Origin of the sequence: Elizabethkingia sp. YR214 (assembly GCF_003058195.1) — a bacterium.
GTDB lineage: Bacteria > Bacteroidota > Bacteroidia > Flavobacteriales > Weeksellaceae > Elizabethkingia.
The window spans coordinates 36,806-62,753 of the sequence record NZ_QBUH01000013.1 but is presented as its reverse complement, the minus strand read 5'-3'; the positions used below and the strand labels follow the sequence as shown (position 1 = coordinate 62,753).

Annotated in this window: 16 protein-coding genes, 1 tRNA gene and 1 pseudogene; 8 read left to right on the top strand and 10 right to left on the bottom strand. The window is 35.4% G+C overall.

Features of this window, described 5'->3' with window-relative positions; genetic code table 11:
• From C8J95_RS18100 to C8J95_RS18055, 10 genes and pseudogenes are all read right to left on the bottom strand, one after another.
• Positions 1-197, bottom strand: a 197-nt coding sequence (locus C8J95_RS18100; protein ID WP_146165483.1) for a hypothetical protein, incomplete at its 3' end; no start/stop codon positions are given.
• A 308-nt stretch (positions 198-505) separates the two neighbouring features.
• A pseudogene (gene cas1, locus C8J95_RS19160) lies at positions 506-1,046 on the bottom strand (type II CRISPR-associated endonuclease Cas1); the annotation flags it as partial.
• 176 nt (positions 1,047-1,222) lie between these two features.
• Positions 1,223-1,294 (bottom strand) — tRNA-Arg (locus tag C8J95_RS18090).
• Positions 1,295-1,301: 7 nt separating this feature from the next.
• A complete protein-coding gene (locus C8J95_RS18085) occupies positions 1,302-1,754 on the bottom strand; it encodes an SRPBCC family protein (RefSeq protein WP_107810098.1) in 453 nt (150 codons plus the stop codon).
• A gap of 121 nt (positions 1,755-1,875) precedes the next feature.
• Entirely contained in the window at positions 1,876-3,459 is a 1,584-nt protein-coding gene (locus C8J95_RS18080; RefSeq protein ID WP_107810097.1) for a calcineurin-like phosphoesterase family protein, read from the bottom strand.
• Positions 3,460-3,480: 21 nt separating this feature from the next.
• Entirely contained in the window at positions 3,481-4,926 is a 1,446-nt protein-coding gene (locus C8J95_RS18075; RefSeq protein WP_107810096.1) for a SusD/RagB family nutrient-binding outer membrane lipoprotein, read from the bottom strand.
• An 11-nt stretch (positions 4,927-4,937) separates the two neighbouring features.
• The gene (locus C8J95_RS18070; protein ID WP_107810095.1) at positions 4,938-7,913 is read right to left on the bottom strand and encodes a SusC/RagA family TonB-linked outer membrane protein; all 2,976 of its coding nucleotides are present in this window, start codon (positions 7,911-7,913) and stop codon (positions 4,938-4,940) included.
• A 218-nt stretch (positions 7,914-8,131) separates the two neighbouring features.
• Positions 8,132-8,674, bottom strand: coding sequence for a dihydrofolate reductase family protein (locus tag C8J95_RS18065; RefSeq protein WP_107810094.1), 543 nt, complete (start codon positions 8,672-8,674; stop codon positions 8,132-8,134).
• Positions 8,675-8,708: 34 nt separating this feature from the next.
• Complete coding sequence (locus tag C8J95_RS18060; protein WP_107810093.1) at positions 8,709-10,028, bottom strand: PAS domain-containing sensor histidine kinase; 1,320 nt, start codon at positions 10,026-10,028, stop codon at positions 8,709-8,711.
• Positions 10,028-11,374 carry a sigma-54 dependent transcriptional regulator gene (locus C8J95_RS18055; RefSeq protein WP_107810092.1) on the bottom strand — a complete coding sequence of 449 codons (1,347 nt, stop codon included), beginning with the start codon at positions 11,372-11,374 and terminating at the stop codon, positions 10,028-10,030. Before C8J95_RS18055 ends, C8J95_RS18060 begins: the two co-directional genes overlap by 1 nt.
• A 147-nt stretch (positions 11,375-11,521) precedes the next feature.
• Between C8J95_RS18055 and C8J95_RS18050 the strand changes: the two genes are divergently transcribed.
• The 8 genes from C8J95_RS18050 (at position 11,522) to C8J95_RS18015 (ending at position 25,929) form a co-directional block, all read left to right on the top strand.
• The gene (locus C8J95_RS18050) at positions 11,522-12,766 is read left to right on the top strand and encodes an efflux RND transporter periplasmic adaptor subunit (RefSeq protein ID WP_107810091.1); all 1,245 of its coding nucleotides are present in this window, start codon (positions 11,522-11,524) and stop codon (positions 12,764-12,766) included.
• A gap of 1 nt (position 12,767) precedes the next feature.
• Positions 12,768-14,180 (top strand): DUF4932 domain-containing protein, encoded by a 1,413-nt coding sequence (locus C8J95_RS18045; protein ID WP_107810090.1) that lies wholly within the window; start codon positions 12,768-12,770, stop codon positions 14,178-14,180.
• Between the two features lie 11 nt (positions 14,181-14,191).
• Entirely contained in the window at positions 14,192-15,013 is an 822-nt protein-coding gene (locus C8J95_RS18040) for a head GIN domain-containing protein (protein WP_107810089.1), read from the top strand.
• Positions 15,014-15,079: 66 nt separating this feature from the next.
• A complete protein-coding gene (locus C8J95_RS18035; protein ID WP_107810088.1) occupies positions 15,080-15,814 on the top strand; it encodes an ABC transporter ATP-binding protein in 735 nt (244 codons plus the stop codon).
• Positions 15,815-15,924: 110 nt separating this feature from the next.
• On the top strand, positions 15,925-18,342 hold the full coding sequence (locus C8J95_RS18030; protein WP_107810087.1) for an ABC transporter permease: 2,418 nt from the start codon (positions 15,925-15,927) through the stop codon (positions 18,340-18,342).
• 121 nt (positions 18,343-18,463) lie between these two features.
• On the top strand, positions 18,464-20,878 hold the full coding sequence (locus tag C8J95_RS18025) for an ABC transporter permease (protein WP_107810086.1): 2,415 nt from the start codon (positions 18,464-18,466) through the stop codon (positions 20,876-20,878).
• A 108-nt stretch (positions 20,879-20,986) separates the two neighbouring features.
• Entirely contained in the window at positions 20,987-23,407 is a 2,421-nt protein-coding gene (locus C8J95_RS18020) for an ABC transporter permease (RefSeq protein WP_107810085.1), read from the top strand.
• Positions 23,408-23,499: 92 nt separating this feature from the next.
• Positions 23,500-25,929: an ABC transporter permease gene (locus tag C8J95_RS18015; RefSeq protein WP_107810084.1), complete on the top strand. Its 2,430-nt coding sequence runs from the start codon at positions 23,500-23,502 to the stop codon at positions 25,927-25,929.
• The last annotated feature ends 19 nt before the right edge of the window (positions 25,930-25,948 follow it).

Genomic DNA, 25,948 nt, shown 5'->3' with positions numbered 1-25,948 from the left:
TAAGATTGTTCGATTACTTCTAAATTTTCAGATTCTAAATTTCTTTTAAAGTAATCTACAACATATGTAGCATTAACATTCTGGAATTTTTGATTTGCTGTCTGTAGTTTGTTTTTAGGTTGCAAATCATCATTATTACAACTGCTAATAATACATAATAACGCTACAGAAAAAATGGTTTTTAGTTCTTTTTTCATTTTATTTTTTTGATTTTAGTTAATCCGAATTTATAAACATAACCCTAATAAACTATAAAAAACTGATGCTACTTGCATCCTACAGGCAATAAAAATTAAAAAAAAAACAAAACAACCGATACCATTTGATTTTAAGTTTTTAGAATTTTATTTTGATTTAAAGACAAAAAAACATTCTAAACTAGGATTGTAGTTCGATAAGCACATATAAACAATAAATCTATATCATTAAAAAATTGATTTCTCACTTAACCTTAAAATTTTTCTTTAATTCCTATTCATTTTAGACTGGGTATTTTTTTTATGCTCAAAACCGAATAGCCAAAATTAAAAAATTGGTTGGGAGAATCTCCAAATCTTTTCCGTAAAAAACCAATATCAATAATATATTTCCAGTAATGCTGAGCTGCAATATCCTCCATATTAGTAAAATCATCACTTTTTATATTATTTTGATAATTTGTCATAGGTTCATAATAGTTTTCCGAACGTCTCAGCACTTCTTTCTGATTTTCAATCTTACATTCTACTGTTTGTTTTCACAATTGTTTTTTTTAGTGGCTCACGTGCTTCTAACTGGCCTTTAACCTGATCCGAATGTTCAGTTTGGCCGTACAACGGAAGCTCTATTCCATGTGGTAAGTGATGACTATTACAGCTACAACACTGTTCTCCATCATTTTTTGAATCAATTTATGTGAAATTTTAATCTGAAAATGATCCAACATTAGTAATCCCAAATCCTCTAACGGAATTTTACCTTTTAGTTTCCAGACAGAGTATATACATCTGCTCATCTTTGAGTTTAAGATAAGCAGGATTGCCAATATAGATGGAACGGGTAATCATAATTATTCGCTTATTTTAGTAATTTCTCCTAAATGATTTAATCTGAATTTATAGTACTTAAAAAAATAAAGAATCCAAACTTCTAATATTATAGAGTCTTTTACTTTCTAAATACAGGGGTTTGCAACAAAATAAAAAAAGGGACAAATCTTTCTTTTTAGATTTGCCCCTAGAAGTAGCCCCGAGCAGAATCGAACTGCTATCTAAAGTTTAGGAAACTTCTATTCTATCCGTTGAACTACAGGGCCTGAAGAATTATTTTGGAAATCTGTCTTTTACAAGATTTAGCTCAATTCCGTGTTCCAAATAAGCTTTCAGGCCGGCAAGTACTAAAGTGAAGCCTTCTGTAGAGTCACGGACAGCCGAGATAACGGTGTCTTCATCACCTGTAAAATTGCTGTTGATTACAGAAACAAAAGTATCACCTCCATGTTCAGAGAAGGTCCAAACAACCGGAGTCTTTTCTTCATAATTCCCCCATAGTATTGATATTTTCTGATTAGGCTGAAGCTCCATTACTTCTACATCAACATCAACGTTGTACATTTCCCATGTCCAGGTAATATTTTTGTTTTCATCGAGCCTTCCGGAACTTTTAGTGAACCAGAACTTAGTCGTTATTTCAGGGTTTATAAAAGCTTCATAAACATCAGCAATAGGTTTTCTGATCAACATTTCTGCTTTTGCGTAACGGTTATTATTTTCCATTGTTGTTATTTTTGTAAGTCTAAATTTAAAACATAATTTTTAATCGTTTTATAAAAATAACAACACAGGCTAAGAGCCTGTGCTGTCCAAAATAAAGTAAAAGTAAAATGTTTAAAATTGATTAAGGAATCATTCTCGCATCCTCTACACGGAAGGTTTCAGTTGCCTGAAAAGACTGTCCGAAACGATCTGTTGCACGGATGTTAATCTTATGCTGTCCTTTTTCCAGTTTTTTAGGAAACTCAGCGTTCCATAGATGGGTAGAGAATTCCGGATTAGAAGGTCTTCTGCCTTCCAGTAATTGTGGATTAATATCCCATTTCAGAACTTCTGTTACATATTTAGGGTCATAATCTTTAAGATAGCGCATGGGTTTCCAATCGCTATTATCAATCTGGAATTCTACCTTATCATTAGGAGCTCCCATAAAGAAGTTAGCGACAATCTGTGCTAATGTTTTCCCCGGATATGGGATAACCTTTGGTGCAAATATGGAAATCTGATAGTCATTTGGTTTTCCGGCAACCTTGTATTTGATTTTATAATCTGTATCACTAAAGTGAATAAAGGCATAACCTCTTGGAGTTCCATCTCGCATTGTAGATGCAGGTACACCCAATTCGTCTGCCGTACCGGAATACCAATCACCAGCGGTAGTTCCGGCATTAAATTCATATAATTTATGCTCTTGATTCCAACCTTGCTCTTTTCCATAGGTTAGTTGCTGTTGGATATGAGTGTGGGCAGACATTAAGAATGATTTTTTAAAAGGCTTCAAAAGATTAAATAGCTTCTCGCGATCTGCATTTCGGAAATTTTCCTCATCATAGATCATAGGAATATGGAAGGAAATAACCACAAGTTTGTTTTTATCCACCAGTTTTAGATCATTTTCTATAAAGCTTAGCTGCTCCGAACGAAGTCCACCCCAATATCCCTTTCCATCCCGAGGATCAGGATAAAGAATATCATCCAATACAATAAAGTGAACATTCCCGTAGTTGAATGCATAATTGTTTGGGCCAAAGTTCTTTTTGAATGTTACATCGGATTGTTCGTCTGTTGTAGCGTCGTAGTTCATATCGTGATTTCCCATTACATTGTACCATGGAAGTCCAATTTCCTTTACAGCATCAGCATAATGTGGCTGAAGACTTAGATCATCTCCGACAAGATCGCCAAGGCTGATCCCAAAAGTGTAATTCTGGATTTCTTTCAGGTTTTTGATTTCCTGTACAATTCCTCTTTTGAAATATTCAATTTGCTTTTGGGTGTAAGGTTGCGGGTCTCCGAATACGATAATATTGAAGTCTTTTTTGTCTTCTGATTTTACCAACGGGAAATTAATTTCTCCCGGAAGATTTCCTGTTGGGCCTATTCCTTTGTATTTGAACTGTGCCGGAGCGCCTTTCGGGTTGTGATGGTAGTAAAACTTTGGGGTATTATTACCATTTAACGGAGTATGATAGCCAGATGGTTTGATAACAAAAAATATATTTTCTTCACCCGCAGGCAGCTGATATGCACCTTTACTGTCCGTCAACACAACCTGAATGCCATTGGATACCGCAATATTGGAAATTCCGGATTCACCGGTGTCTTTTATCCCGTTGTTGTTTTTGTCTTCAAAAACATAACCTTTTGCAATGTTCTGTGCAGATAATACTCCGCAAAGTAAAATAGCTGATAATAACTGAATTTTCATCTTATTTTATGATTTATAGTTTTACTTATTCCACCATACTTTGATGTTGATATCGTCTCCGCCCATCTGTTGTACAGCTTTTTGATAATTCTCGGAATTTAGTACTCTGGATTGGGTAGTATACATATACCGTTGAGGCAATTTGCCTTCATTTTGCAGTCCGCCATTATTCGGAAGTTTAGGTAGCCCGGTTCTGCGTTGTTCAAACCATTGTTGATGATCTATAAAAAACAGGGCAACATATTTTTGCAGCATAATCTGCTCGAAGCTATTATTAAAGGCTACCTTTGGGTTACTGAAATAACTGGCAGGTACTTCGGTTCCCCATTGCTCCAGATTGGCTTTCACGCCTGCTTCGTAATAAGATTTTGTGTTTCCGGTAACAATGCCTTTATAAGAAAGTTCAGCCATAATAAACTGTACCTCGGAATAGGTCATCATAAATAATCTCATAGGCGCTTTGGCTAAATTCTGGCTAAGCTGGGAAGGTTGGTAATCGAAATAAGTACCCAAAGGATAACCTGCAGGAGCACCTTTGTATCCAATATCCTTATTTTTCAGATCCTTTGCTTTTGTCAGGAAAACAGGAATTCTTGGGTCCTTATTGTCCAACAAAGTATTGACGAAGAATTCTCCGGCAGCCCTTGCTGTTGTAAAATCCTGAGGGCGTGCAATAGGAGGGAGGAATGGTGCTATACCGGAAATGTCAAGAGCGGCATTGTCTGCATTAGAAGAGAAAACAGGATAGTTGACCGGATCATTTACTATTTTTCTGATTCTCTCATGAACATTGATTTCTCCGTTTTTAGCAGAAATTCTGGTTAGCAATCGAAGAGAAAGACTGTTGGCAAATTTTTTCCATTTTATAATACCATCTACAGAAGCTTCGCCTTTATACAGAATATCAGATTCGGCAAGTTTCTTTTTTACATCCAGTAAACTATTGGCTTGGTTTAGCTGATCTAGCAGGCTGATGTAGATATCTTTTTGTCTGTCGAATACTGGCTGTTTTACACCTGTATCCAATTGGGAAGCCTGTGTCATAGGAATATCACCAAAGCTGTCTGTAAGATTAGCATAGATCCATGCATTAAGAATTGTTCCGATTGCCAGATTGTTATTATCACCTTCCTGTCTGGCTATATCCATCATATCCCGTACCTGCTTCAACCATAGATAAGAAGTGTTCCACATACCTTGCCCGGTTTTGTCGGTCATATAATACCGGCTTATAATATTGCCTTCGTTTGGAAAGTCAACGGAAACCTGCATCAGGTCAAATGTAAAATCATTGGCTCTGTTGTAGCCATACGATGACATGTTGTATAATACCGGATTCAATAAACTTCCGGAAGTCGGATCTTTTATTCTGCTGTCATCGGTATTGATTTGTTCAAAATTTCGGCTGCATGAACCGGCGATCAGAGAAAGGCTTAGGGGTATTATAAATTTAAAATAAGATTTCATGAAGTAAAGAATTAGAATTTAACATTAAGCTGCATACCAATTGTTCTGGCAGAAGGTAATTGTCCTACCTCTGCTCCGGGAGTAATGGTGCTGTTGTTTAGTGTAGCAGCTTCCGGATCGAATAATGGGAATTTAGTCCACATCCATAGGTTCTTACCATATACTGCAACTGTAAGTTCTTTTAGTTTTAGCTTTCCAATGCTGGCATCTGAGAAGGTATAAGATACTCTTGCATCTCTAAGCTTAATGAAAGAAGTATCGAATGAATTGGTTTCTACATTGGCGCGGCGGTAATAGTCTCCATAATAATTGGTTAACAGAACTTTTTTAGTGTTCGGAGAGTAGCTGCCGTTAGCATTTTGTATTACGCCTTCGCCAATAACCATACCGTCCGGGTTTTCTCTTCCCCATAAAGTATGTCCTAATTTCCCTTGCTCAGTCATTTTGTGATGAGACTGGGAATATGCCATCCCTTTGTACTGACCATCGAACGAGAAGCTTATACGGAAATTTTTAATTCTAAATTCGTTCTGAAGTCCGGCTCTCCATTCCGGGAATGCATTTCCTACATATTCAATATCCGAAGGTCTGGCAGGTAATCCGGTAGTAGGATCATAAATTACCTGTCCATCCGGAGCACGTTTTAGTTTGTAACCATACATATCACCAAGGGATCCTCCAACGCGAACCTGGTAGAATAGAACATCTCCTACAGAAGCAACTGTATATGGATTTCCTTCAAATTCAGCAGGGAGACTTAGTACCTTGTTCCTGTTAGCAGACCAGTTGGCATTAATGTTCCATGTAAAGTTTGGTTTTTTTATAGGGGTAGCATTAAGCGTAATTTCCAGACCTTTGTTTTCTACACTTCCTGAGTTGATAAAGCGTGATCTGAATCCACTTTCAGTAAGAGCTGGAATTTCAACAATCTGGTTTTTTGTAATATTTTTATAGAATGTGAAATTAATGCCTAATCTGTTTTTGAACATGGAGAAATCCATACCTCCTTCGTAGTTGGTATTTTTCTCAGGAAGAAGATTGGTATTGTTCAGTGTATTGGGTGCTATTACTGATCCTGATATTTCTCCTATACTATAATATTTGTCCAGTCTGTAAGGTTTGGTACCATTTCCAACCCCTGCTACAGACAGTCTTAATTTCCAGAAATCGAAAGTATTTTTTATACCGAATATATCAGAAAGGATAAAGCTGGTACTGGCAGAAGGGTAGAAGAAAGAGTTGTTTCCTTTTCTTAGTGTACTGGTCCAGTCATTTCTGGCAGTAAGATCCAAATAAACATATTTTCCATAGTTCAAGGAGACTAAACCATAAATACTGTTTTCCTGTCTGTCTTTAGGCGAAGGGATAGCGCTGAACAAAGAAAGTCCGTTGGAAAGGGTGTATATATTCGGTTTTCTCAATCCTGTGGCGCGTGTCATTTCATAACGGTATTCATTATACCTGATATTTCCTCCTAATGATGCACTGATGCCTATTTTACTATCTTTCTGATTGTTTTTATAGCTGAAGAGAATATCATTATTGTATTCCTGATTGGTGATATGTTCTTCTCTGTAATAACCTTGTGGATAGTTAGCGCTGCTAAAAGGTCTGCGTTGGGTACGGATATCATTTTGCCATTCAAGTCCGGAACGGAACATGACATCGAAACTACGATTGATCTTATAATTCAAAGTTATATTAGCGTTAAGCTGATTATTATTGGCACTGTTCAGCATTTCATAAGCAATCATGTAGGGATTGTCTATGTAAGAACTGAATGGATGTATCTGATCTATGCCTTCTTTCCCTGGTCTCCATATTGGGCGGTACCACGCCAGATCCACATTAGGATTCTGGAAAATCATAAAATAAGAAATAGACTGATTATTATATCCGGTTGCAGGAAGATTATCACTCATCATTTTAGAGTACATAACCTTAGTTGTAATTTTTAATTTCTCATTGAGCTGGTGGGTTAGTGATGTTGAAAAATTAAAGCGATCAAAGCCGGTATTAGGCATCATCCAGTTATTTTTTACATATCCTAATGAAGTTCTGAAACTGGTTTTGTCATTCGAATTCTCTAACGAAAGTGTATTGGAATAAGTTTCTCCGGCTTGCCAGAAGCCCTTGATATTATTTTTATAGGGTCTCCAAAGCTGTCGTTCAAGACTCTGGCCAATAACATTAGGATCGTATTGAAAATAATATTGATCATTAAATTTAGGACCGAATGCGCTACTGGTACTTCCTGTATTTACGCCATCTTCAGAAGCTCCATATGAATAATAAAATTTTCCGCTTTTATCTTTATTCAAGGTTCCCTGTCCATATTCATACTGATAGTCCGGCCACTTCAGAACCGTGTCGAAACTGGTATCGGATGAAAATGAAACTCTTAATTTTTTACTTCCTGCACCAGATTTGGTCGTAATCATAATAGCCCCGTTTGCTGCTCTGGAGCCATACAATGCAGCAGCCGATGCGCCTTTTAATATAGTAACAGAGGCAATGTCGTCGGGGTTAATGCTGTTGATGCCATTTCCATAATCAATCGGAAGATCTCCACCAGCACCGGCTCCATAAGCAGATGCACCGGTACCTGTTGTATTGTTTCCCATGGGAACTCCGTCGATAACAATAAGAGCGTTATTGCTATCCATGTCAAAAGACTTTTCACCACGTAATGTGATTCTGGCACTTCCTAGGGGGCCTGCACCTGCGGTCTGAATTTTTAGACCGGCTACTTTTCCTTCCAAAGCATTTGCCCAGTTGTTGTTTTGAGTGTCTTCAAATATTTTTGAATCTTTGTTTTCAGCAGCATATCCCAAAGATTTATTCATTCTTTTGATACCTAATGCTGTTACGACAACCTCGTCAATGACTTTGGTTTTTACTGTGTCTTTGGTCTTTTGGGAAAAAGCGGCCTGTGTAATACATCCCGTAAGAACCAGAGCCATAAGGCTTTTGACATTCTTATTCATGGTCTCTATTTTTAGCGGCAAAAGTAAGAGACCTATGTTACGAGATTTTTAAGTTAATTTTAAGTTTTAATAGTTTAAGGTTAATAATAGTTAAAACTATAAAAACTAAATATTTATAATAAAAACATTCTGTTTTAGAAAACAGAATGAATGAAATTAAGTTTATATTAATAAATAACTTTTTTTGAATTATTTATAGTTGTTCCGTATCTAAAAGTTTATTCAGGCTGATAAGTAAGTTCTATAACTCCCGATTTAAACATACGGGTGTCTAATAATTTAAATCCAATCCTGCTTTTCAAATTTTCAAATAATGGCTTCCCATTTCCCAATACAATAGGATGTAAAGATATTTTATAAAGATCAATAAACCCCAGGCTGATAAATGTTTTTATAAGATTGGCTCCTCCGTATAGCCATATATTTTTACCATTCTGCTTCTTGATTTCGTTAACCTTATTAATTATATCGGTGGTAATAAATTTTGCATTTTCATCTGACTTGTCCTGATGAGAGAAGACAAACTTTTGTTTTGAGTGAATTTCGTTCCATATGTTTTTTTCTGAAATATCAGCATCTGATTTAGGTTGATAGGTACCCCAGGCATCATAACTTACTCTGCCATAAAATATAGTGTCAATGCTTTGGAGAAAATCTTCAAAGCCCATGTCATCATCCATAATACACCAGTCAGTTTCTCCATTGGGGCCTTCAATAAAGCCATCCAGACTAACCGCTAAGTTTAAAACTATTTTTTTCATTTGAATTTTTTAAGTTTATTCTTTTATGGGATAGCTAGGTAAACCAAAGCTCGAAAACACTGCCCTGTTGTTGTTTACGGAAATTAATATAACCATTATGGGCTTCCATAATGCTTTTGGTTAGGGTAAGTCCAATACCAGAACCACTGTTTCTTGTGGTGAAGAAGGGCAGAAATATTTTATCCGATATCTGCTCACTGATACCAATACCATTGTCTTCTACCTGAATAACAGTTCTGGTATTCTGCTGGTCGGTGGATATTCTTATTTTTCCGTTATCCAAATCCTCAACGGCATGCAGGGCATTTGTAAGAAGATTGATAAGACTTCGTTCCAGCATTTTTTCATCAGCCATTATCATATAATCTTTGATACTGGTTGTAAGTGTTATGTTCTTATTCTGAAACTCGCTTTCCATTAGTCTCAGTACTTTTTCTATAACAGGTCTAATGGATATTTTCTGAAGTTTGGGCTTAGGAAGCTCTGCAACCTGTCGGTAGTTGTTTATAAAGTTGAGTAGTTGCTCGGACTTGTTATTCACAATCTTGAGACTCTCTTTTATTTCTTCCTGATCGTCTCCGGAAATTTCTTCCTGATCGGTGATGTATTCCATATTCCGTATCAGACTATTGATAGGGGTCAGGGTATTCAGTAATTCATGGGAAATAACTTTCATCAGGTTATTCCACGCCATTTTTTCTTTTCGTTCTATAATCTTCTGAACAGATTCCAGAGAAATAATGCAAAAATCTTCGCGTGGCGTTTCCAGGCGGGTTGTTCGTATAGAGTAGGTCTGAAATCCTGCCTGGTTGATGGAAACCTCCATAAAATCCTGACTTTCTCTGTAGCCAGTATCTTTTATAAGACTGAAAAACTCCGGACTCTTTTCCTCATATAAACTCCATCTGTTGTATTTCGGAACTTTCAGAATTTCAATAAACTTAGGATTAGAGTAGAATACCTCCCAATCATTAGCATTCTCTTTTAGTATCATTATACCTATGTCCAGCTGATTCAAGATGTTTTCGTACAGAACCTTGAACGACAATAAATCGGTATTTTTTTCTTTCTCCTGATAGTAAAGATTAACAGCTTTTTGCTTTAGCGGATCATGTTGTTTTTTATCTGGAAATAAAGAAAAATCTTTATGATGGATTGCCTGCAGAATTTGTTCTGTTTCTTTTCCGGATTGTTGGGCATTGCGGATATTCAAGATAATCATGAAAGCTGAAAGAAAAAGAAAAAGTAGTGCTGTAATCCATTTTTCCGACTCATAACAATCAAAAGCCAATATACCAAAAACAAGTCCTAGCAATAAAATAGCTATCTGAATAATATAAAATTTTGTTTTCATCAGATTCCGAATTTTTCCATTCTGCGATATAATGCTGCACGCGAAAGTCCCAAATCTTCTGCTGCAGAAGATATATTACCCTGATGTTTTTTCAAGGCTTTCTTGATCAGGATTTCTTCCATTTCTTCAATATTCAGTACATCTGGTAATCCTTGTGATGTATTTTCCATAGGTTTGGGTAAGGAAAGCTGTAATATTCCGTGATCGGAAAGGATAACACTTCTTTCCATAGCATGTTCCAGCTCACGGATATTACCCGGCCAGCTGTAGCTGCATAATTCTTTTATGTCTTCTTCGGAAAGAGATAAGGTTTTGTGGTATTTGTACTGGTATTTCGCAAGGAAATATTGTGCAAACAATGGCATGTCTTCCAAACGTTCCCGTAAAGGCGGAATGGTGATCTCCACAGTATTGATTCTGAAATAAAGATCCTTTCTGAACAAAAATTCGCTTACCTTCTGCTGAAGGTTTTCATTGGTTGCAAAAATAAAGCGAACATCCAGTTGCCGCTCTCTGGTTTCTCCGATACGGGATAATTTTTTATTCTGAATAAGGGTAAGCAGTTTAGCCTGGAGATGAAGCGGTAAGTTTCCGATTTCATCCAGAAAAACAGTACCACCTTGGGCATTTTCTATTTTCCCTGCAGTGTCAGCAATTGCATCTGTAAAAGCGCCTTTTTTATAGCCAAAGAGTTCTGCTTCAAAAAGACCTTCGGGCAGACTTCCCAGGTCAATATGTACAAAAGGTTCTTTGCTGCGTGGGGACTTTCTGTGGAGCTGTTCGGCCAGAACATATTTTCCGGTACCATTCTCTCCCAATAACAAAACATTGGCATCGGTAGGTGCAATTTTGTCTATAGTATGAAGAATGTGCTGTACTGCCCCCGAATTACTTTCCAGAATATAATTCTGATCTGTTTGCTGAATGCTTTCCCATTGATGCAGCTTTTTGTTCTTACGCGAAACATCTACCGCAAGATTAACCGAAGCATAGAGTTTCTCATTATTCCAGGGTTTCAGAATGAAGTCCGAAGCACCTAATTTTAATGCTTCTACTGCTAGTTCTACTTCTCCATAAGCCGTCATTAATATAATAGGAATGTCAGGAGATACTTCTTTAACCTCATTCATCCAGTATAATCCATCCTGTCCGTTTTCGAAGCCTTTCCGGAAATTCATATCCAGAAGTATAACATCGAAGACTTCTTCGGTAAGTGCAGGAAGAATTTTCTTTGGATTGTTTAGTGTTTTTACATCGGTAAAAAATTTTTTCAGCCATACTTTTGCAGAGAAAAGAATGTCTTCATCATCGTCAACAATTAATATTTTGGCTGTTTTCTTTCGCATGGGTGTTCAATTTTGTACACTTAGTGTTCGATTTCGGACACTTTTATTTTGACTTAAAATCTTTACTGTTTAATTTTCAGACTTTTACCGACGAATTCTTTTTGTGGCATATTTGTCGTGTATATTATTGAAAATCAAATAGCTGTAATGGATACGAAAATAGAGAAAAAAAGATCTAAACTCAAAATTATTCTTTTAGCACTTGCCGGAGTGGTAATTCTGGGGTTATTTCTGGGGTATTTTTTTCGTCAGAAAAAAACTTTTAATGTAAAAGCAGAAGATTTACAGGTGGATAAAGTGACTAAAGGGAAGTTTGAAGATATGATGATGATTACAGCACAGACACAGTCATTGAACTCTTCTCTGGTGAATGTAATGGAAGGTGGAGCTGTAAAAGAAATCTTTGCAGAGGATGGAAAAATGGTAACAAAAGGAGAACCTTTGGCAAGAGTGTATAATCCGAATACTGAATTCAATTTTATGAGTCAGGAAACAGGAATTATGCAACAGATCAGCCAGATGAGAAATACCCTGTTGGAGCTTAAAAATCAAGAATTTACGCAAGATAAAGAGATACTTCAGGCACAGAACGATTATAATACAGCACAGCAAAACTACAATCTGCAAAAAAGACTATACGATGCTGAAATAGGTAAGAAAACAGATTATGATATGGCACGTCAGAATCTGGCTTACCAACAAAAAAGAAAACAAATAGTAGAACAGAGTATTGTGAATGAAAAACATTCCAGGGCTTCGCAGATTGCTGCAGTTAATAACTCCATTGCACAAATGGAAAAAAGCCTGGATGTACTGAGAAATAATAAGAATAACTTCCTCATTATGTCTCCGGCTACAGGGCGCTTGTCTTCTTTTAGTATTTCATTGGGACAAAGCCTTACTACCGGACAAAGTATTGGAAAGGTAGATTTGATGGGTGGTTACAAGCTGGTTGCTAAAATCGACGAGTACTATATCAATAAACTGCATGCAGGAATTAAAGGAACCTTGGAAAGCAATGGTAAGGAATACAATGTTATTGTATCCAAAGTATTGCCGGAAGTAGTACAGGGACAGTTTTTGGCGGAACTTAATTTTGCGGATAATAACAAACCGGATGATCTGAAAATAGGAATGACCTTTGGAGTGAAGCTTAAACTTTCTGCTGATACGCAAAGTCTTATGATTCCTAAAGGAAACTTCTTTAAAGATACCAACGGAAAGTGGATCTTTGTTGCGGAGAAAGGAAAAGCAGTCCGTAAGAACATCAGTCTGGGAAGAGAAAATCCATTGTATTATGAAGTTTTATCCGGACTAAAAGAAGGAGAGCAAGTAATTGTGTCGGATTACTCCGATTACAAAAAATATGAAATACTAGATATCAAAAACTAACATGAAAACTCAAATAAACAAATATTTTTTAATTGCTGCTTTCGCCGGAACTCAGGTTTTTGGTCAACAGAGAATACAACCTTATGTAGATGAAAGAGTAGAGTTAATGAGTACTTTATTCCGACTTATAGAAGCCAGAGAATATTCTGACCGAAATAATGAATTATATGTTCAGGATATCGAAAAATATTTTGCTCCGGTGAAAAACGATCCGTTTTTGTCAACCCTAAAAAATATAAGAAACGAAAACGGTATAGGCTACGATGCAGTAATGTCTATGGCGGTACATCTGAAAATAAAAGATCAAAAGATTAATCTGGTAAAGGAAAGAAATAATACGGTTGAGAAAAGATGGAAAACGGTAGATCTTCCTGTATTCTTAAAAGGACTAAACAGTTTTTACAAAAACAGTAAGTATCATAACTTCTTCCAATCTCATCAAACCGATTATAAACAGGCTGCTAAAGCATATTCGGATTCCATTTTAACAAAGTTTCAGCAGGACTGGTACGTAAAATTTTATGGTAAAGAGCCCAACGAGGATTACAAAATAGTATTAGGTTATGGAAACGGTGGTGGAAACTATGGACCAAGAGTGTCGCCGGAAAAGGGGAAAGATATAGTATATGCTATTGTTAGTGGGGGTAAATTTAATGGAAGAAAAGTAAATTTTTCCAGTAGTTACGCACCTACTTTAATTCATGAATTTAACCATTCCTTTGTAAATTATATTTTAGAGACTAAAGATTATAAAAATCAATTACAGAATGCAGGTGAGAAAATCCATGAAGCAGTAAAGAAACCAATGGCAGATCAGGCTTACAGTTCATGGGAAACCATCATTAATGAGTCAATTGTAAGAGCGGCTGTCCTGGTTTATATGAAGGAAAATTATTTTTCACAAGTTGAAATTAATAGTGAAATGAAAGAGCAGATTTCCAGAAGTTTTATCTGGACACCAGATTTAGTAAAGCTTTTAGAGGAATATCAGGCTAGCAGAAAACAATATCCTAATCTGGAAGCTTTCTATCCGCGCATAGTTTCTTTTTTTCAGAATATAGGGCAGAATATGGATAAAGTTATGAGCGATTTTGTTGCAAAACAGCCCAAAGTAAAATCATTAGGTCCTGATATTAATGGGAAAAATGATGTAGATATCTCGATAAAAGAACTTGTTGTAGAATTTGATCAACCGCTTTCAGGTAAAGGCTTATCCATACATTGGGGAGAATTAGGACGTGATGCTGTACCCATTAGTGGGAAATCTATATACATCAATAATAATAAAGGATTAAAAATTCCGGTAGATTTAAAACCTAATAAAGAATATGAGTTTATTCTGGTGGGCGGAAATTTTGAATCTGCAGAAGGATATCCATTACAGGATTATACCATAAAATTTAAAACTAAATAAAAAATAATAATATGAAAAAGATTCTTTTACCCTTAGTGATCGCAGGCAGTATCGTAACATCCTGTGTTATTGTAAAAGCAAGTGACGATGGTTATACCGGCAGAAGCTCTTCATATATAGAACAAGCTGTTGAAAGTACCGTATCGGAAACGAAGACTTTTAATGTACAAAACTTCAGTGGAGTAAAAACTTCGATGGCTATAAAAGTAGAAGTTGTAAAATCAGATGTTGAAAAAGCAGTAGCTACAAGTAATTACATGGAATTTTTGCGAGTTGAAAACAGAGGTGGGGTTCTGAATGTGTATTACGAAATTCCAAGAGGGAATAACGGTCTTAGAAATGCCAATACAACAGTTGTTGTCTATGCAAAAAACCTTAATGATCTTAAAGCGAGCAGCGCTGGTAAAATTGTAGTAAAAGATCAGTTCAGTACTTCTACACTCAATGTGGATGTTTCCAGTGCCGGAAAAATACAATATGAAAATATTAAAGCAGATCGTCTGAACCTGAACCTTAGCAGTGCCTCTACTTTTACGGGAAGTGCAAATGCTCAGTCTGTGAATGCAGATATTTCGAGTGCTGCAACAATCAATATCAATGGTAGGGCAAATGAGGTAAGGGTTGATGCTTCAAGTTCCGCAGACTTTAACGGATCGGATCTTAGAAGTGGTAATGTAAAAGCACAGGCTTCATCCGCAGGTAAAATCAAAATAGGAGTAACCGATGAGCTTACAGCTGCTGCATCTTCCGGAGCAAAAATTTATTATAAAAGCCCATCTGGTATCAGACTGAATGTGCGCAAAAGCTCAGGGGGCAAAGTAGAAGCATTATAATCGGTATTAACCACAGATTTTAAATTAGAACTTTAGAACTAATAATTTTAAATATTAATCGTAATTATGATAACAATAGAAAAACTATCCAAAGTATACCGAACAGAAGATGTACAGACTACAGCTCTTAATCAGGTAGACCTTACCATAAAAAAAGGAGAGTTCCTTGCAATTATGGGACCTTCTGGATGTGGAAAATCTACTTTACTAAATATTTTGGGATTGCTGGATTTCTCTACATCAGGATCTTATCAGTTCAATGAACTGGAAACAACACGTTTATCCGAAAGAAAAAAATCAGACGTAAGAAAACAAAATATAGGATTCATTTTCCAGAACTTTAATCTGATTGATGAACTAACGGTTTACGAAAATATTGAATTACCATTGATCTATAATGGAGTTTCTTCTTCTGAAAGAAAAAAGAGAGTAGAAGAGATTATGGAAAAAATAAACATCAGACACCGTGCAAAACACTATCCGCAGCAACTTTCCGGAGGACAACAGCAAAGAGTAGCTGTAGCAAGAGCTCTGGTTACCAGACCCAAACTTATCCTTGCAGATGAGCCAACAGGAAATCTGGATAGTACCAACGGAAATGAGGTGATGAATCTTTTAGCTGAACTTCACCGCGAGGGATCGACTATTGTAATGGTGACTCACTCATCTTACGATGCAAGCTTCTCTTCTCGTATTGTAAATATGAAAGATGGTGAAATATTTAATGAAGAACATGCTGTAAAGAGAACAGACGTTTTTGATAAGGCCAAGCCGGAAGATTATGCCGTAACCGGAGAATAATATTGAGTTAGAAATTAGAAACTAGAATTTAGAAGTCAGAGGTTAGAAAATTCACCATTGACCATTTATCTATTCACCAAATTACCTATCAACTAATAAACCATAAAATCATGCTTCGTAACTGGCTGAAAATAGCTTTTACCAACTATAAAAAGAACTGGCTTTCCACTGTCATTAATCTTTTTGGTTTGGCCATAGGACTTAGCAGTTTTATGCTTATTCTTATGCATTGGGAGGATGAAGAATCTTTTGAAAATTGGAATCCTAAAAAGGAACAGATTTATTTTTTTCAGGGTTATTATAAAAAAGATAATATCTATGGCAATAATACTTCATATCTGGTAGCTAAGCGTGCGAAAGATGTAATTCCTGAAATTGAAGACTATGTACTGATTAATGGTTCGGGATATGCAGGAATAGCAACTTCAGATAATAAATCTGCATACATTGAAGGGGGGATGTCTGTATCACCATCTTTTTTTAAGCTATTTCCCTTTAAGATTTTATCCGGGAACGGGGGAAATGCTTTGCTGGAAACGAATTCTATAGCGATATCGAATACTGTTAGTCAGAAGCTTTTTGGAACGACAAATGCTGTTGGAAAAACTTTGACCTATGAAAATAATCCATTTGTTGTAACGGCAGTTTATGAACTCCCGAAAGATAATACGGAAATCAATCCTGATTTTCTCTTTCTTTCAAAGCAGTATGCCAATTCTGTGAAAGATCCGGGAGACGGATGGGGAAATAATAGCTACGGGTGTTTCCTTTTATTAAAAAATGATTCTTCACCTGAAACTGTACGCCAGAAGGTAGTAAAGGATATCTTTGAGTATCGGGCGAAAGTATCTCATGATAAAGGTATGAGTGCAGAGAATTATCTGGAACTCTACGGACCTAATGATGTAGAATTTACCCGATTGGATAAAATGAAATTACATGCCAAAGCTTCGTGGTTTGGTGGTGGGGATTATAAGCTTATTCTTATTCTTTTCAGCTTATCAGTTTTGTTACTGCTAATGTCTGCCATTAATTTTATTAATCTTAAAACGGCACAGGCATCACAAAGGGCTAAAGAAGTCGGAGTAAGGAAAGCCTTGGGAAGTAGCAAATTACAGTTGATTGGTCAGTTTCTGTTGGAAACCTTTATAATCACCTTTGCTGCTTATTTGCTTTCTTTGGCGCTTACAGAAGCTGTATTACCATTTTTTGGTAAGTTTATAAACAAAGAAATTTATTTCCAAAATGGCTTTTATTTATATTCGGCAATTATTGTTATTGCGATTTCTTTAATATCAGGGATTATTCCGGCTTTATACCTGTCTAACTTTAAAGCCATAGATACACTAAAAGGAAATTTTGCACGCAGTAAAAATGGTATTTGGCTCAGAAATTCAATTTTAGGATTACAGTTGGTTATTTCCTCATTCTTCATTATTGGCAGCTTTATTATCAATGATCAGGTTACCTATATAATGAACAAAGATTTGGGGTTTGATGGTTCTCAGTTATATACGATCAATTTTAATCAGGATTCTAAAAAGCCATGGATGAAATATGAGCTTCTAAAATTCGAACTGAAAAAAATTGAAGGCGTTAAAAGTGTGACTTTTGGTGAAGCAGTGCCCGGCTTTAATGGACGTAATTCTTCCAATGTAGACTGGCATAACGAGTCGATTGAGGCACAGCATTGCTCTTTGGATTTTGGATTTTTAGAAGCCATGAAAGTAAAGTTGCTTGCAGGTAGATTCTTTTCTCCGAAGCTATCATCGGATACTATTAATTCGGCAATCGTTAATGAAGCATTTGTACGGAAATTCGGATGGAAAAATAATGAAGCATTTAACAATCAGGTTTCCCCGGGCTTCGATACTATAAAGTATAATATTGTAGGAATAGTTAAAGACTTTAATGTGTTTAATCCTAGGTCTGAAATTGAGCCTATAATATTTTTTCATTATAAAGATACCGACTGGAAGCGCTATAATCTGAATAGAGTTATTTTAGAATTCGATCCGAATAATATGTTAGCTGCTCAGGAAAGAGTAAAAGCATATTGGGAAAAACATATAGAACCCGGCTACCCGTTTAATGGTGAATTCATTAATAAAAAGTTTGCGAAAACCTTTGTAAAATATCAAAAGCAACAAACACTTTTTACAATACTAAATACATTGGTTTTAATAGTAGCGCTACTGGGGCTTTTTGCTCTGTCGTCTTTAATGATTGAACAAAAACTGAAGGATGTGGCTATTAAAAAAACATTAGGCGCTTCAGGTACTGTACTCATAAAAGATCTGACTAAGAAATTTCTTTGGATAACACTGATAGCAGTTTTAGTTAGTATTCCGATTAGCTACTACTTTATGAACGAATGGCTGAAAGACTTTGCTTATCGTATAGAAATGCCATGGTGGCCATATATTCTGAGCTTGGTAATTCTGTTGTTACTAACATTCCTGGTGGTGAGTATAAAGGCATACCGTGCTACCAAAGTAGAGCTGGTAAAATACCTGAAATACGAATAATGCTAAGTACGAAATTAGAATTTAGAGGTTAGAAATTAGAGGTTAGAATTACAAAATTGACCATTCACTCATTCACCTATTGATTCATTCACTGATTGTTCCATTACCGAATTAAGAAATTATGTTAAAGAACTGGCTGAAAATAGCATTTACACAATACAAAAAGAACTGGCTTTCTACAGTAATCAACCTGTTTGGTTTAACGATTGGGCTTACTGGTTTTATGCTTATTCTGATGCACTGGCAGGATGAGAAATCCTATGAAGCCTGGAACCCTCAGAAAGAAAATGTTTATTTTCTTGAAAACGGAATGGGAAAAAATTTTGGTGTCTGGAGTTCTTCTACCCAGGGACAGATGCGCTATGGGAAAGAAAAAGTAAATGGGATTGAAGATTACCTCTTGATAAATCCTTTTCAAAATGCTGAGCGCGTTAGTTTTGGTTCTAAAATTTCCAATCCTGTAAAGTATACAACATCAGATAATTTTTTCAAGTTCTTTCCTTTTAAAAAAATAGCTGGATCCTATAAAGATATCTTCAAAAATACAAATGTAGCAGCCATCTCCACTGAAATAGCTCAACAACTTTTTGGTAATAATTATCAGGATGCAATTGGCAAAACTATAGTATCTGACCAAAATAAATATGTGGTTTCTGCGGTATATGAACTACCAAAAGAAAATTCAGTTTTTAAGCCAGGGCTACTTGTTAGAGATGGTTTTCTTAACGGAAATGAAGACAACTGGGGCGATTATAATTATGTTGGCTTTTTTATGATAAAGCCTAATGCGGACATTACGAAAGTAAATGAAGATCTTAATAAAATAGTTTGTCAGTACAAAGTTGCCAGAGATATGAAGATCATGAAGAAGACATTACAGGAGTATGAAGCTGCTATTGGTGGTAAAGCCGAACTTTTTATTACCAGACTCGATCAGATGAAGCTGGAGGCTAAAGGCGGAGGTTTTCAAAAAGTAGATAAAAAGAACATCTATACCCTGTTGGGGCTTTCTGTTGTCATTGTATTATTGTCTGCTATTAACTTTATTAATTTAAAAACTGCACAAGCTTCGCAACGGGCTAAAGAAGTAGGTGTACGCCGGGTAATGGGCGGAACAACCTGGCAGTTAACAGGTCAGTTTTTACTGGAAACATTACTCATATGTATGACTGCTTATTTGTTGGCAACGGCTCTTGCTGAAATATTATTACCAGCTTATAATAAGTTTTTGGGTAAAGAAATTACATTATCTAATGCTAATGTTTTTGTTTACTCATTCAGCATGCTTCTTATTACAACAGTAATTTCCGGACTTATTCCGGCTGTTTATCTGGCTAATTTCAAACCTATTAATACGCTTAAAGGTAATTTTTCCCGCAGTAAGCATGGTATCTGGCTGCGAAACGGAATCTTGACATTACAGCTTGTAATTTCATCCTTTTTTATTATTTCAACATTAGTTATTTATACTCAGGTTAATTATATGCTGAATAAAGATCTTGGATTTAATGGTGATCAGGTCATTAATATCGATTTTCAAAAACAAGTTGATAAACCCTATCAAAAATATGAGTTGCTCAGACAGCAGCTTCTTAAAATAAAAGGAGTAGAAGGTGTTACCTATACCAAACAACGTATGGGAATGGGAAGTGCCGGAAATTCTAATGTTAATTCCTTAGATAAAAGTATTTTGGCAAATCATGGCTCGATAGATCTTAACTTTTTCAAGTTCTTCAAAATCAAAATATTAGAAGGTCGGGATTTTGATCCAAAATTATCTTCAGACACATTAACCTCTACAATTGTGAACCAGGCTTTTATCAAAGAGATGGGCTGGACACCAAAAGAAGCTATAGGAAAAGAAGTGCGCCCGGGATTTGATAGTATAAAATATAAAATTGTAGGTGTAGCACAAGATTATAATCAGGAAAGTGTAGCCAGCAAAATAGCTCCTGTTGTTTACTTCAACTATGGACGTAACTGGAATAAAAGTAATATTAATAATATTATGGTAAAGCTTTCTGGTGATAATATGCCGGAAACTATAAGTAACATTCAGGAGTATTGGCAGAAGGAGATAGAACCGGGATATCCGTTTCAGTATCAGTTCCTGAATAAGCAATTTGCTAAAACTTATGATAGTTACAAAAAGCAAAGGTTATTGTTTACAATTCTCAACGCGATGGTACTTATTGTGGCACTATTAGGGCTGTTTGCTTTGTCTTCTTTAATGATTGATCAGAAGCTGAAAGATGTGGCCATTAAAAAAACATTGGGGGCATCAGATAGTGTACTGATAAAAGACCTGACCCAAAAGTTTCTGTGGATTACCACATTGGCCGTACTAATAAGTATCCCAGTGAGTTACTATTTTATGAACGAATGGCTAAAAGACTTTGCCTATCGTATAGAAATGCCATGGTGGCCGTATATTTTGAGCTTAGTCATTCTTGTACTACTGACCTTTCTGGTGGTGAGTATAAAAGCTTATAGAGCAACAAAAGTAGAACTGGTAAAATACCTGAAATACGAATGATGCTAAGTAAGAAGTTAGAGGTTAGAAATTAGAATTACAAAAATTGACCATTCACCTATTGATCCATTGACCAATTCACTGATTGTCCTATTACCGAATTAAGAAATTATGTTAAAGAACTGGCTGAAAATAGCATTTACGAATTATAAAAGAAACTGGATTTCTACCATGATTAATCTTTTAGGGTTAACTATTGGGTTCACTGTTTTCATTTTGATATTTCTAAACTGGCAGGACGAAAAAAGTTATGAAAAATGGGTGCCGGGTAAGGAGAATATCTATTTTGTAGAGAATCATAATGCCATTTTTGGAGATATAGCAGTCTCAAGCTATCCAGCCTTATATGTTTCCAAAGAAAAATTCAGTGAGATTGAGGATTATACTATAGCTGGTATTTGGGGTGGAAAGTATAAAATAATTTACAAAGACAAATCTGCTTATGCCACAGAAGCCAGTGCAATAGACTCTTATTTTGAATTTTTTCCTCATGAAGCAATAGCAGGGAGCTTTAAAAATGCTATTAGTGATGAAAGTAAAATTGCTCTTTCCGAAAAAACTGCAAAGATGCTTTTCGGTGCGGAATATAAGAACTGTATAGGTAAGGTAATAAAAAAAGATAATGATGATAAGTCGTATGTCGTTAGTGTAGTATATAGATACACCGATCAGAATAGCGTATTCAAATCTGATTATATAGTCAGAACAAGAGGACTTAATAACTCAACGAATTGGAGTAATTACAGCTATGTAGGTTTTTTTAAAGTAAAACCGGGAACTGATATCAAAAATCTGGAAAGAAAGCTTACAGATCAGATGTCTGTAGAAGAAAGAAAATCCTCAGAAAAAGATGGAGAAAAGTATGATGAAAAAGATAAAACAATAGTTTCTCTTATTCCTTTAACTTCTATGAAGTTGGATGCTAAGAGCGAAGGAATTGAAAAAGGAGATAAGAAGTCTATTCTGATCTTATTGGGGCTTTCAACTCTTATTCTTACATTATCCGGAATTAATCTGATTAACCTGAAAACAGCTCAGGCTTCTCAACGAGCGAAAGAAATAGGAGTAAGAAAAGCCATAGGAGACTCCAGATTTGGAGTTATTCTTCAGTTTCTGTTTGAGAATGCAATAATCTGTATTGTAGCCTATTTATTATCTTTCGTTGCAATAGAATTTTTACTTCCTTCTTACAACAAGTTTTTAGGAAAAGAAATAAGTATGGATAATACCAATGTTATTTTCTATTCAGCACTTTTATTACTTCTGTTTATATTTTTATCCGGTATTATACCAGCTCTTTATTTATCGAAATTCCAACCTATTAATACATTAAAGGGAAATTTCTCCAGAAGTAAACATGGTGTATGGTTAAGGAACTCTATCCTTACACTGCAGCTGATTATTTCTTCATTCTTTATTGTTTGCTCTTTTATTATTCATAGTCAGGTTCAATATATGTTAAATAAGGATCTGGGATTCAAGGGAGATCAGGTTGTTCAGATAGATTTTAAAAAGACCAATTACAAAGACGATTATAATTATAAAAAATACCTTAGACTTAAGACAGAAATATCCAAAATATCCGGAGTTCAGGATATTACAGGATCTGTTCTTTCATTAGGTAATGGTGTAAGAAATTCGTCATCTGTGAAAAATGTTCTGGACACTACTAAAAATATTAATAATGTAGGTAATGGCGGGGTAGATTATAATTATTTTCAGTTTTATAAAATAAAATTTGCATCCGGAAGAAATATTGATATTCGTAAAACATCAGATACGATTTCCGGAGCTGTAGCCAACGAAACATTTGTAAAAATGATGGGGTGGAACAATCAACAGGCATTAGGAAAAGAAGTATACCCGGGCTGGGATGGCAAGAAAAAATATAAAATTCTAGGTGTTGTTAAAGATTTTTATGTAACGGGTGTAGACAAGCCTATAGATCCAATATTATTTTATAATTACGACAGAACCTATATTAAAAATAGTCTGACAGGTTTGCAAATCAAGCTTGCAGGTAATGATATTAACGGGACTATAAAACGTATTGAAGAATTCTGGAATACAAAAGCAGAACCGGGATATCCATTTGAGTATACATTTATAGACAAATCTTTTGCAAGGACATTTGCTAAATATGAAAAACAAAAACTTCTGTTTTCTGTCCTGAACTCTGTGGTTTTGGTTGTAGCATTATCAGGACTCTTTGCTCTGTCCAGCCTGATGATTGATCAGAAATTAAAAGAGGTGGCTATTAAAAAAACAATGGGAGCATCGGATAGCACATTGATAAGAGATCTTACCAAGAGATACTTATGGCTTGCAGCATTAGCTGTACTAATTAGTATGCCGGTGAGTTATTATTTTATGAACGAATGGCTGAAAGACTTTGCCTACCGTATAGAAATGCCATGGTGGCCATATGCTTTGAGTTTCGTAATTCTACTGTTGTTAACCTTCTTTGTTGTAAGTATTAAAGCATACCGTGCTACCAAAGTAGAACTGGTAAAATACCTGAAATACGAATGATGCTAAGTAAGAAGTTAGAGTTTAGAAATTAGAAGTTAGAATTACGAAAATTAACTATTCACTTATTGACCAATTTACCAAATTGAAAAATTATGTTACGCAACTGGATTAAAATAGCATTCACTAATTACAAAAAGAATTGGCTTACTACACTTATCAACCTTTTGGGATTATCTGTGGGGCTAACCGTATTTCTGTTGGTATTCCTCAATTGGCAGGACGAAAAATCCTATGAAAAATGGGTGCCTGAAGGAGATAATGTATATTATGCAGAAAGAGTTTTTAATCATAAAGATTTTAATGCTGTATGTAGCTATCCGTTTCTGGAAGTATCCACAAAAATGTTCCCGGAAATTCAGAACTTTTCAGTAATCAATTACTGGAAACATGACAAAGTTCGACTTTTGGCTGATGACCGTTCCAGCTATGACAGCCCTGCTGAGGTATCTGAAGATTTCTTTAAAGTTCTTCCTTTTCCTCTCGTAGCGGGTAGTTATAATAATCTTTTTGTGGATGAAAATTCAATAGCATTATCCGAAAACGTTGCAAAACAGCTTTTCGGGGATAGTTATAGAGAAAGCATCGGAAAAACAGTAACAAAAGATGAAAATGGTAAAAAAGTTGTTGTTCAGGCCATTTATAAACTACCTGCAGAAGATGAAAATACTATTTTCAGACCTGGTTATGTAGTTAGAAGTTCTAATATAGATTCTAATAAGAATATCTGGAGTAATAACAGTTTTTTTGGGTTTTTCCGTGTGAAGCCAGGTACAAATATTTCGGAACTGGAGAATAAACTATCAGCAATACAAACGAAACAACAAAATATTGAGCTTAAACAGTCCGGCTGGCCGGAAATGAAAAAACCTATTGAAATACGTCTGGTAAACATAAAAAAAATGAGGCTGGATGCAAAAAGTGGAGGGCTCGAAGGAACAGATAAAAAAACAATTCTTATACTGTTATCCTTATCAGGGCTTATTCTGATACTTTCTGCTATTAATTTTATCAATCTCAATACAGCTCAGGCATCACAAAGAGCAAAAGAAGTAGGTCTGCGAAAATCTTTTGGAAGCTCCAAAGGACAATTGATTATACAGTTTTTGTTGGAAACCTATATCATTTATATCACAGCGTTCTTTATATCAATGATCCTGTTAGAATTTTTACTGCCACTCTATGGTAAATTTCTGAATAAAACGATAAGAATGGGAGATCTTATTATCTACCTGTATACAATACTGATTATTTTCGGATTTGCATTTATTTCAGGAATTGTACCTGCTGTATATCTTTCCGGATTTAGACCAATCCAGACACTTAAAGGGAACTTTTCCAGAAGTAAACATGGTATTTGGTTACGTAATTCTATTTTGACCCTGCAGATTATTATTTCCTCATTTTTTATTATATCCTCGTTCGTTGTCTATAAACAGGTTGACCATATGATGCAAAAAGACTTAGGCTTTCATGGTGAGCAGGTTTACCAGCTTAATTTTAATAAAATATCGTGGGGAAATAATTACAACATGCATAAATACCAGTTGTACAGTGAGAAGATAAAACATTTCCCTGGTGTTATTGATGTTACAGGGTCTTCTCAGACATTCGGAAATGGAATTAACAGTACAACAGGCGCTAAATATAAAAGAGATTCCACAAAGTCTGTAGATGCTGGTGTAGGTGCTATAGATTTGAATTTCATGAAGTTTTATAAAATAAAATTTCTTTCCGGGAGAGATTTTAATCCACAACTAACAACTGACACAGTACGGGGGATTGTGGTAAATGAAGCTTTTGTCAAAAAAATCGGATGGAATAGTGAGGAGGCCATTGGTAAAGAAATGGTGAGTGGTATACATGATAAAACAAAAAGCCTCGTCATAATAGGCGTTGTAAAGGATATGAATTTTGATGATGTACAGTATAAAATTGAACCAATTATGTTTTTTAATTATGACAGGTACTGGACCAGAAATAATTTAATCGGCTTACAAATCAAATTATCTGGTGAAAATATTAATGAAAACCTGGCCAGAATCAGAAAATATTGGGAAACAGAAGTTGAACCAGGATATCCGTTCCGTGGAGAATTTATCAATAAACAATTTGCCAGAACTTTTGAGAAATATGAGAAACAACGCTCTTTATTTTCAATTCTGAATGCAATTGTTTTGCTAGTGGCTCTTTTAGGACTATTTGCACTGTCTAGCTTAATGATAGAACAAAAGCTGAAGGATGTAGCCATTAAGAAAACATTAGGAGCATCAGACGGTATACTGATAAAAGATCTGACCAAAAAATTCCTGTGGATAACACTAATAGCAGTATTAATAAGTATACCCATAAGCTATTATTTTATGAATGAATGGCTGAAAAGTTTTGCTTACCGTATAGAAATGCCATGGTGGCCATATGTTTTAAGCCTGGCAATTCTTTTATTGCTGACAATTCTTGTGGTAAGTATCAAAGCCTACAGAGCAACAAAAGTAGAACTGATAAAGTATTTGAAATACGAATGATGCTAAGTGCCAAGTTAGA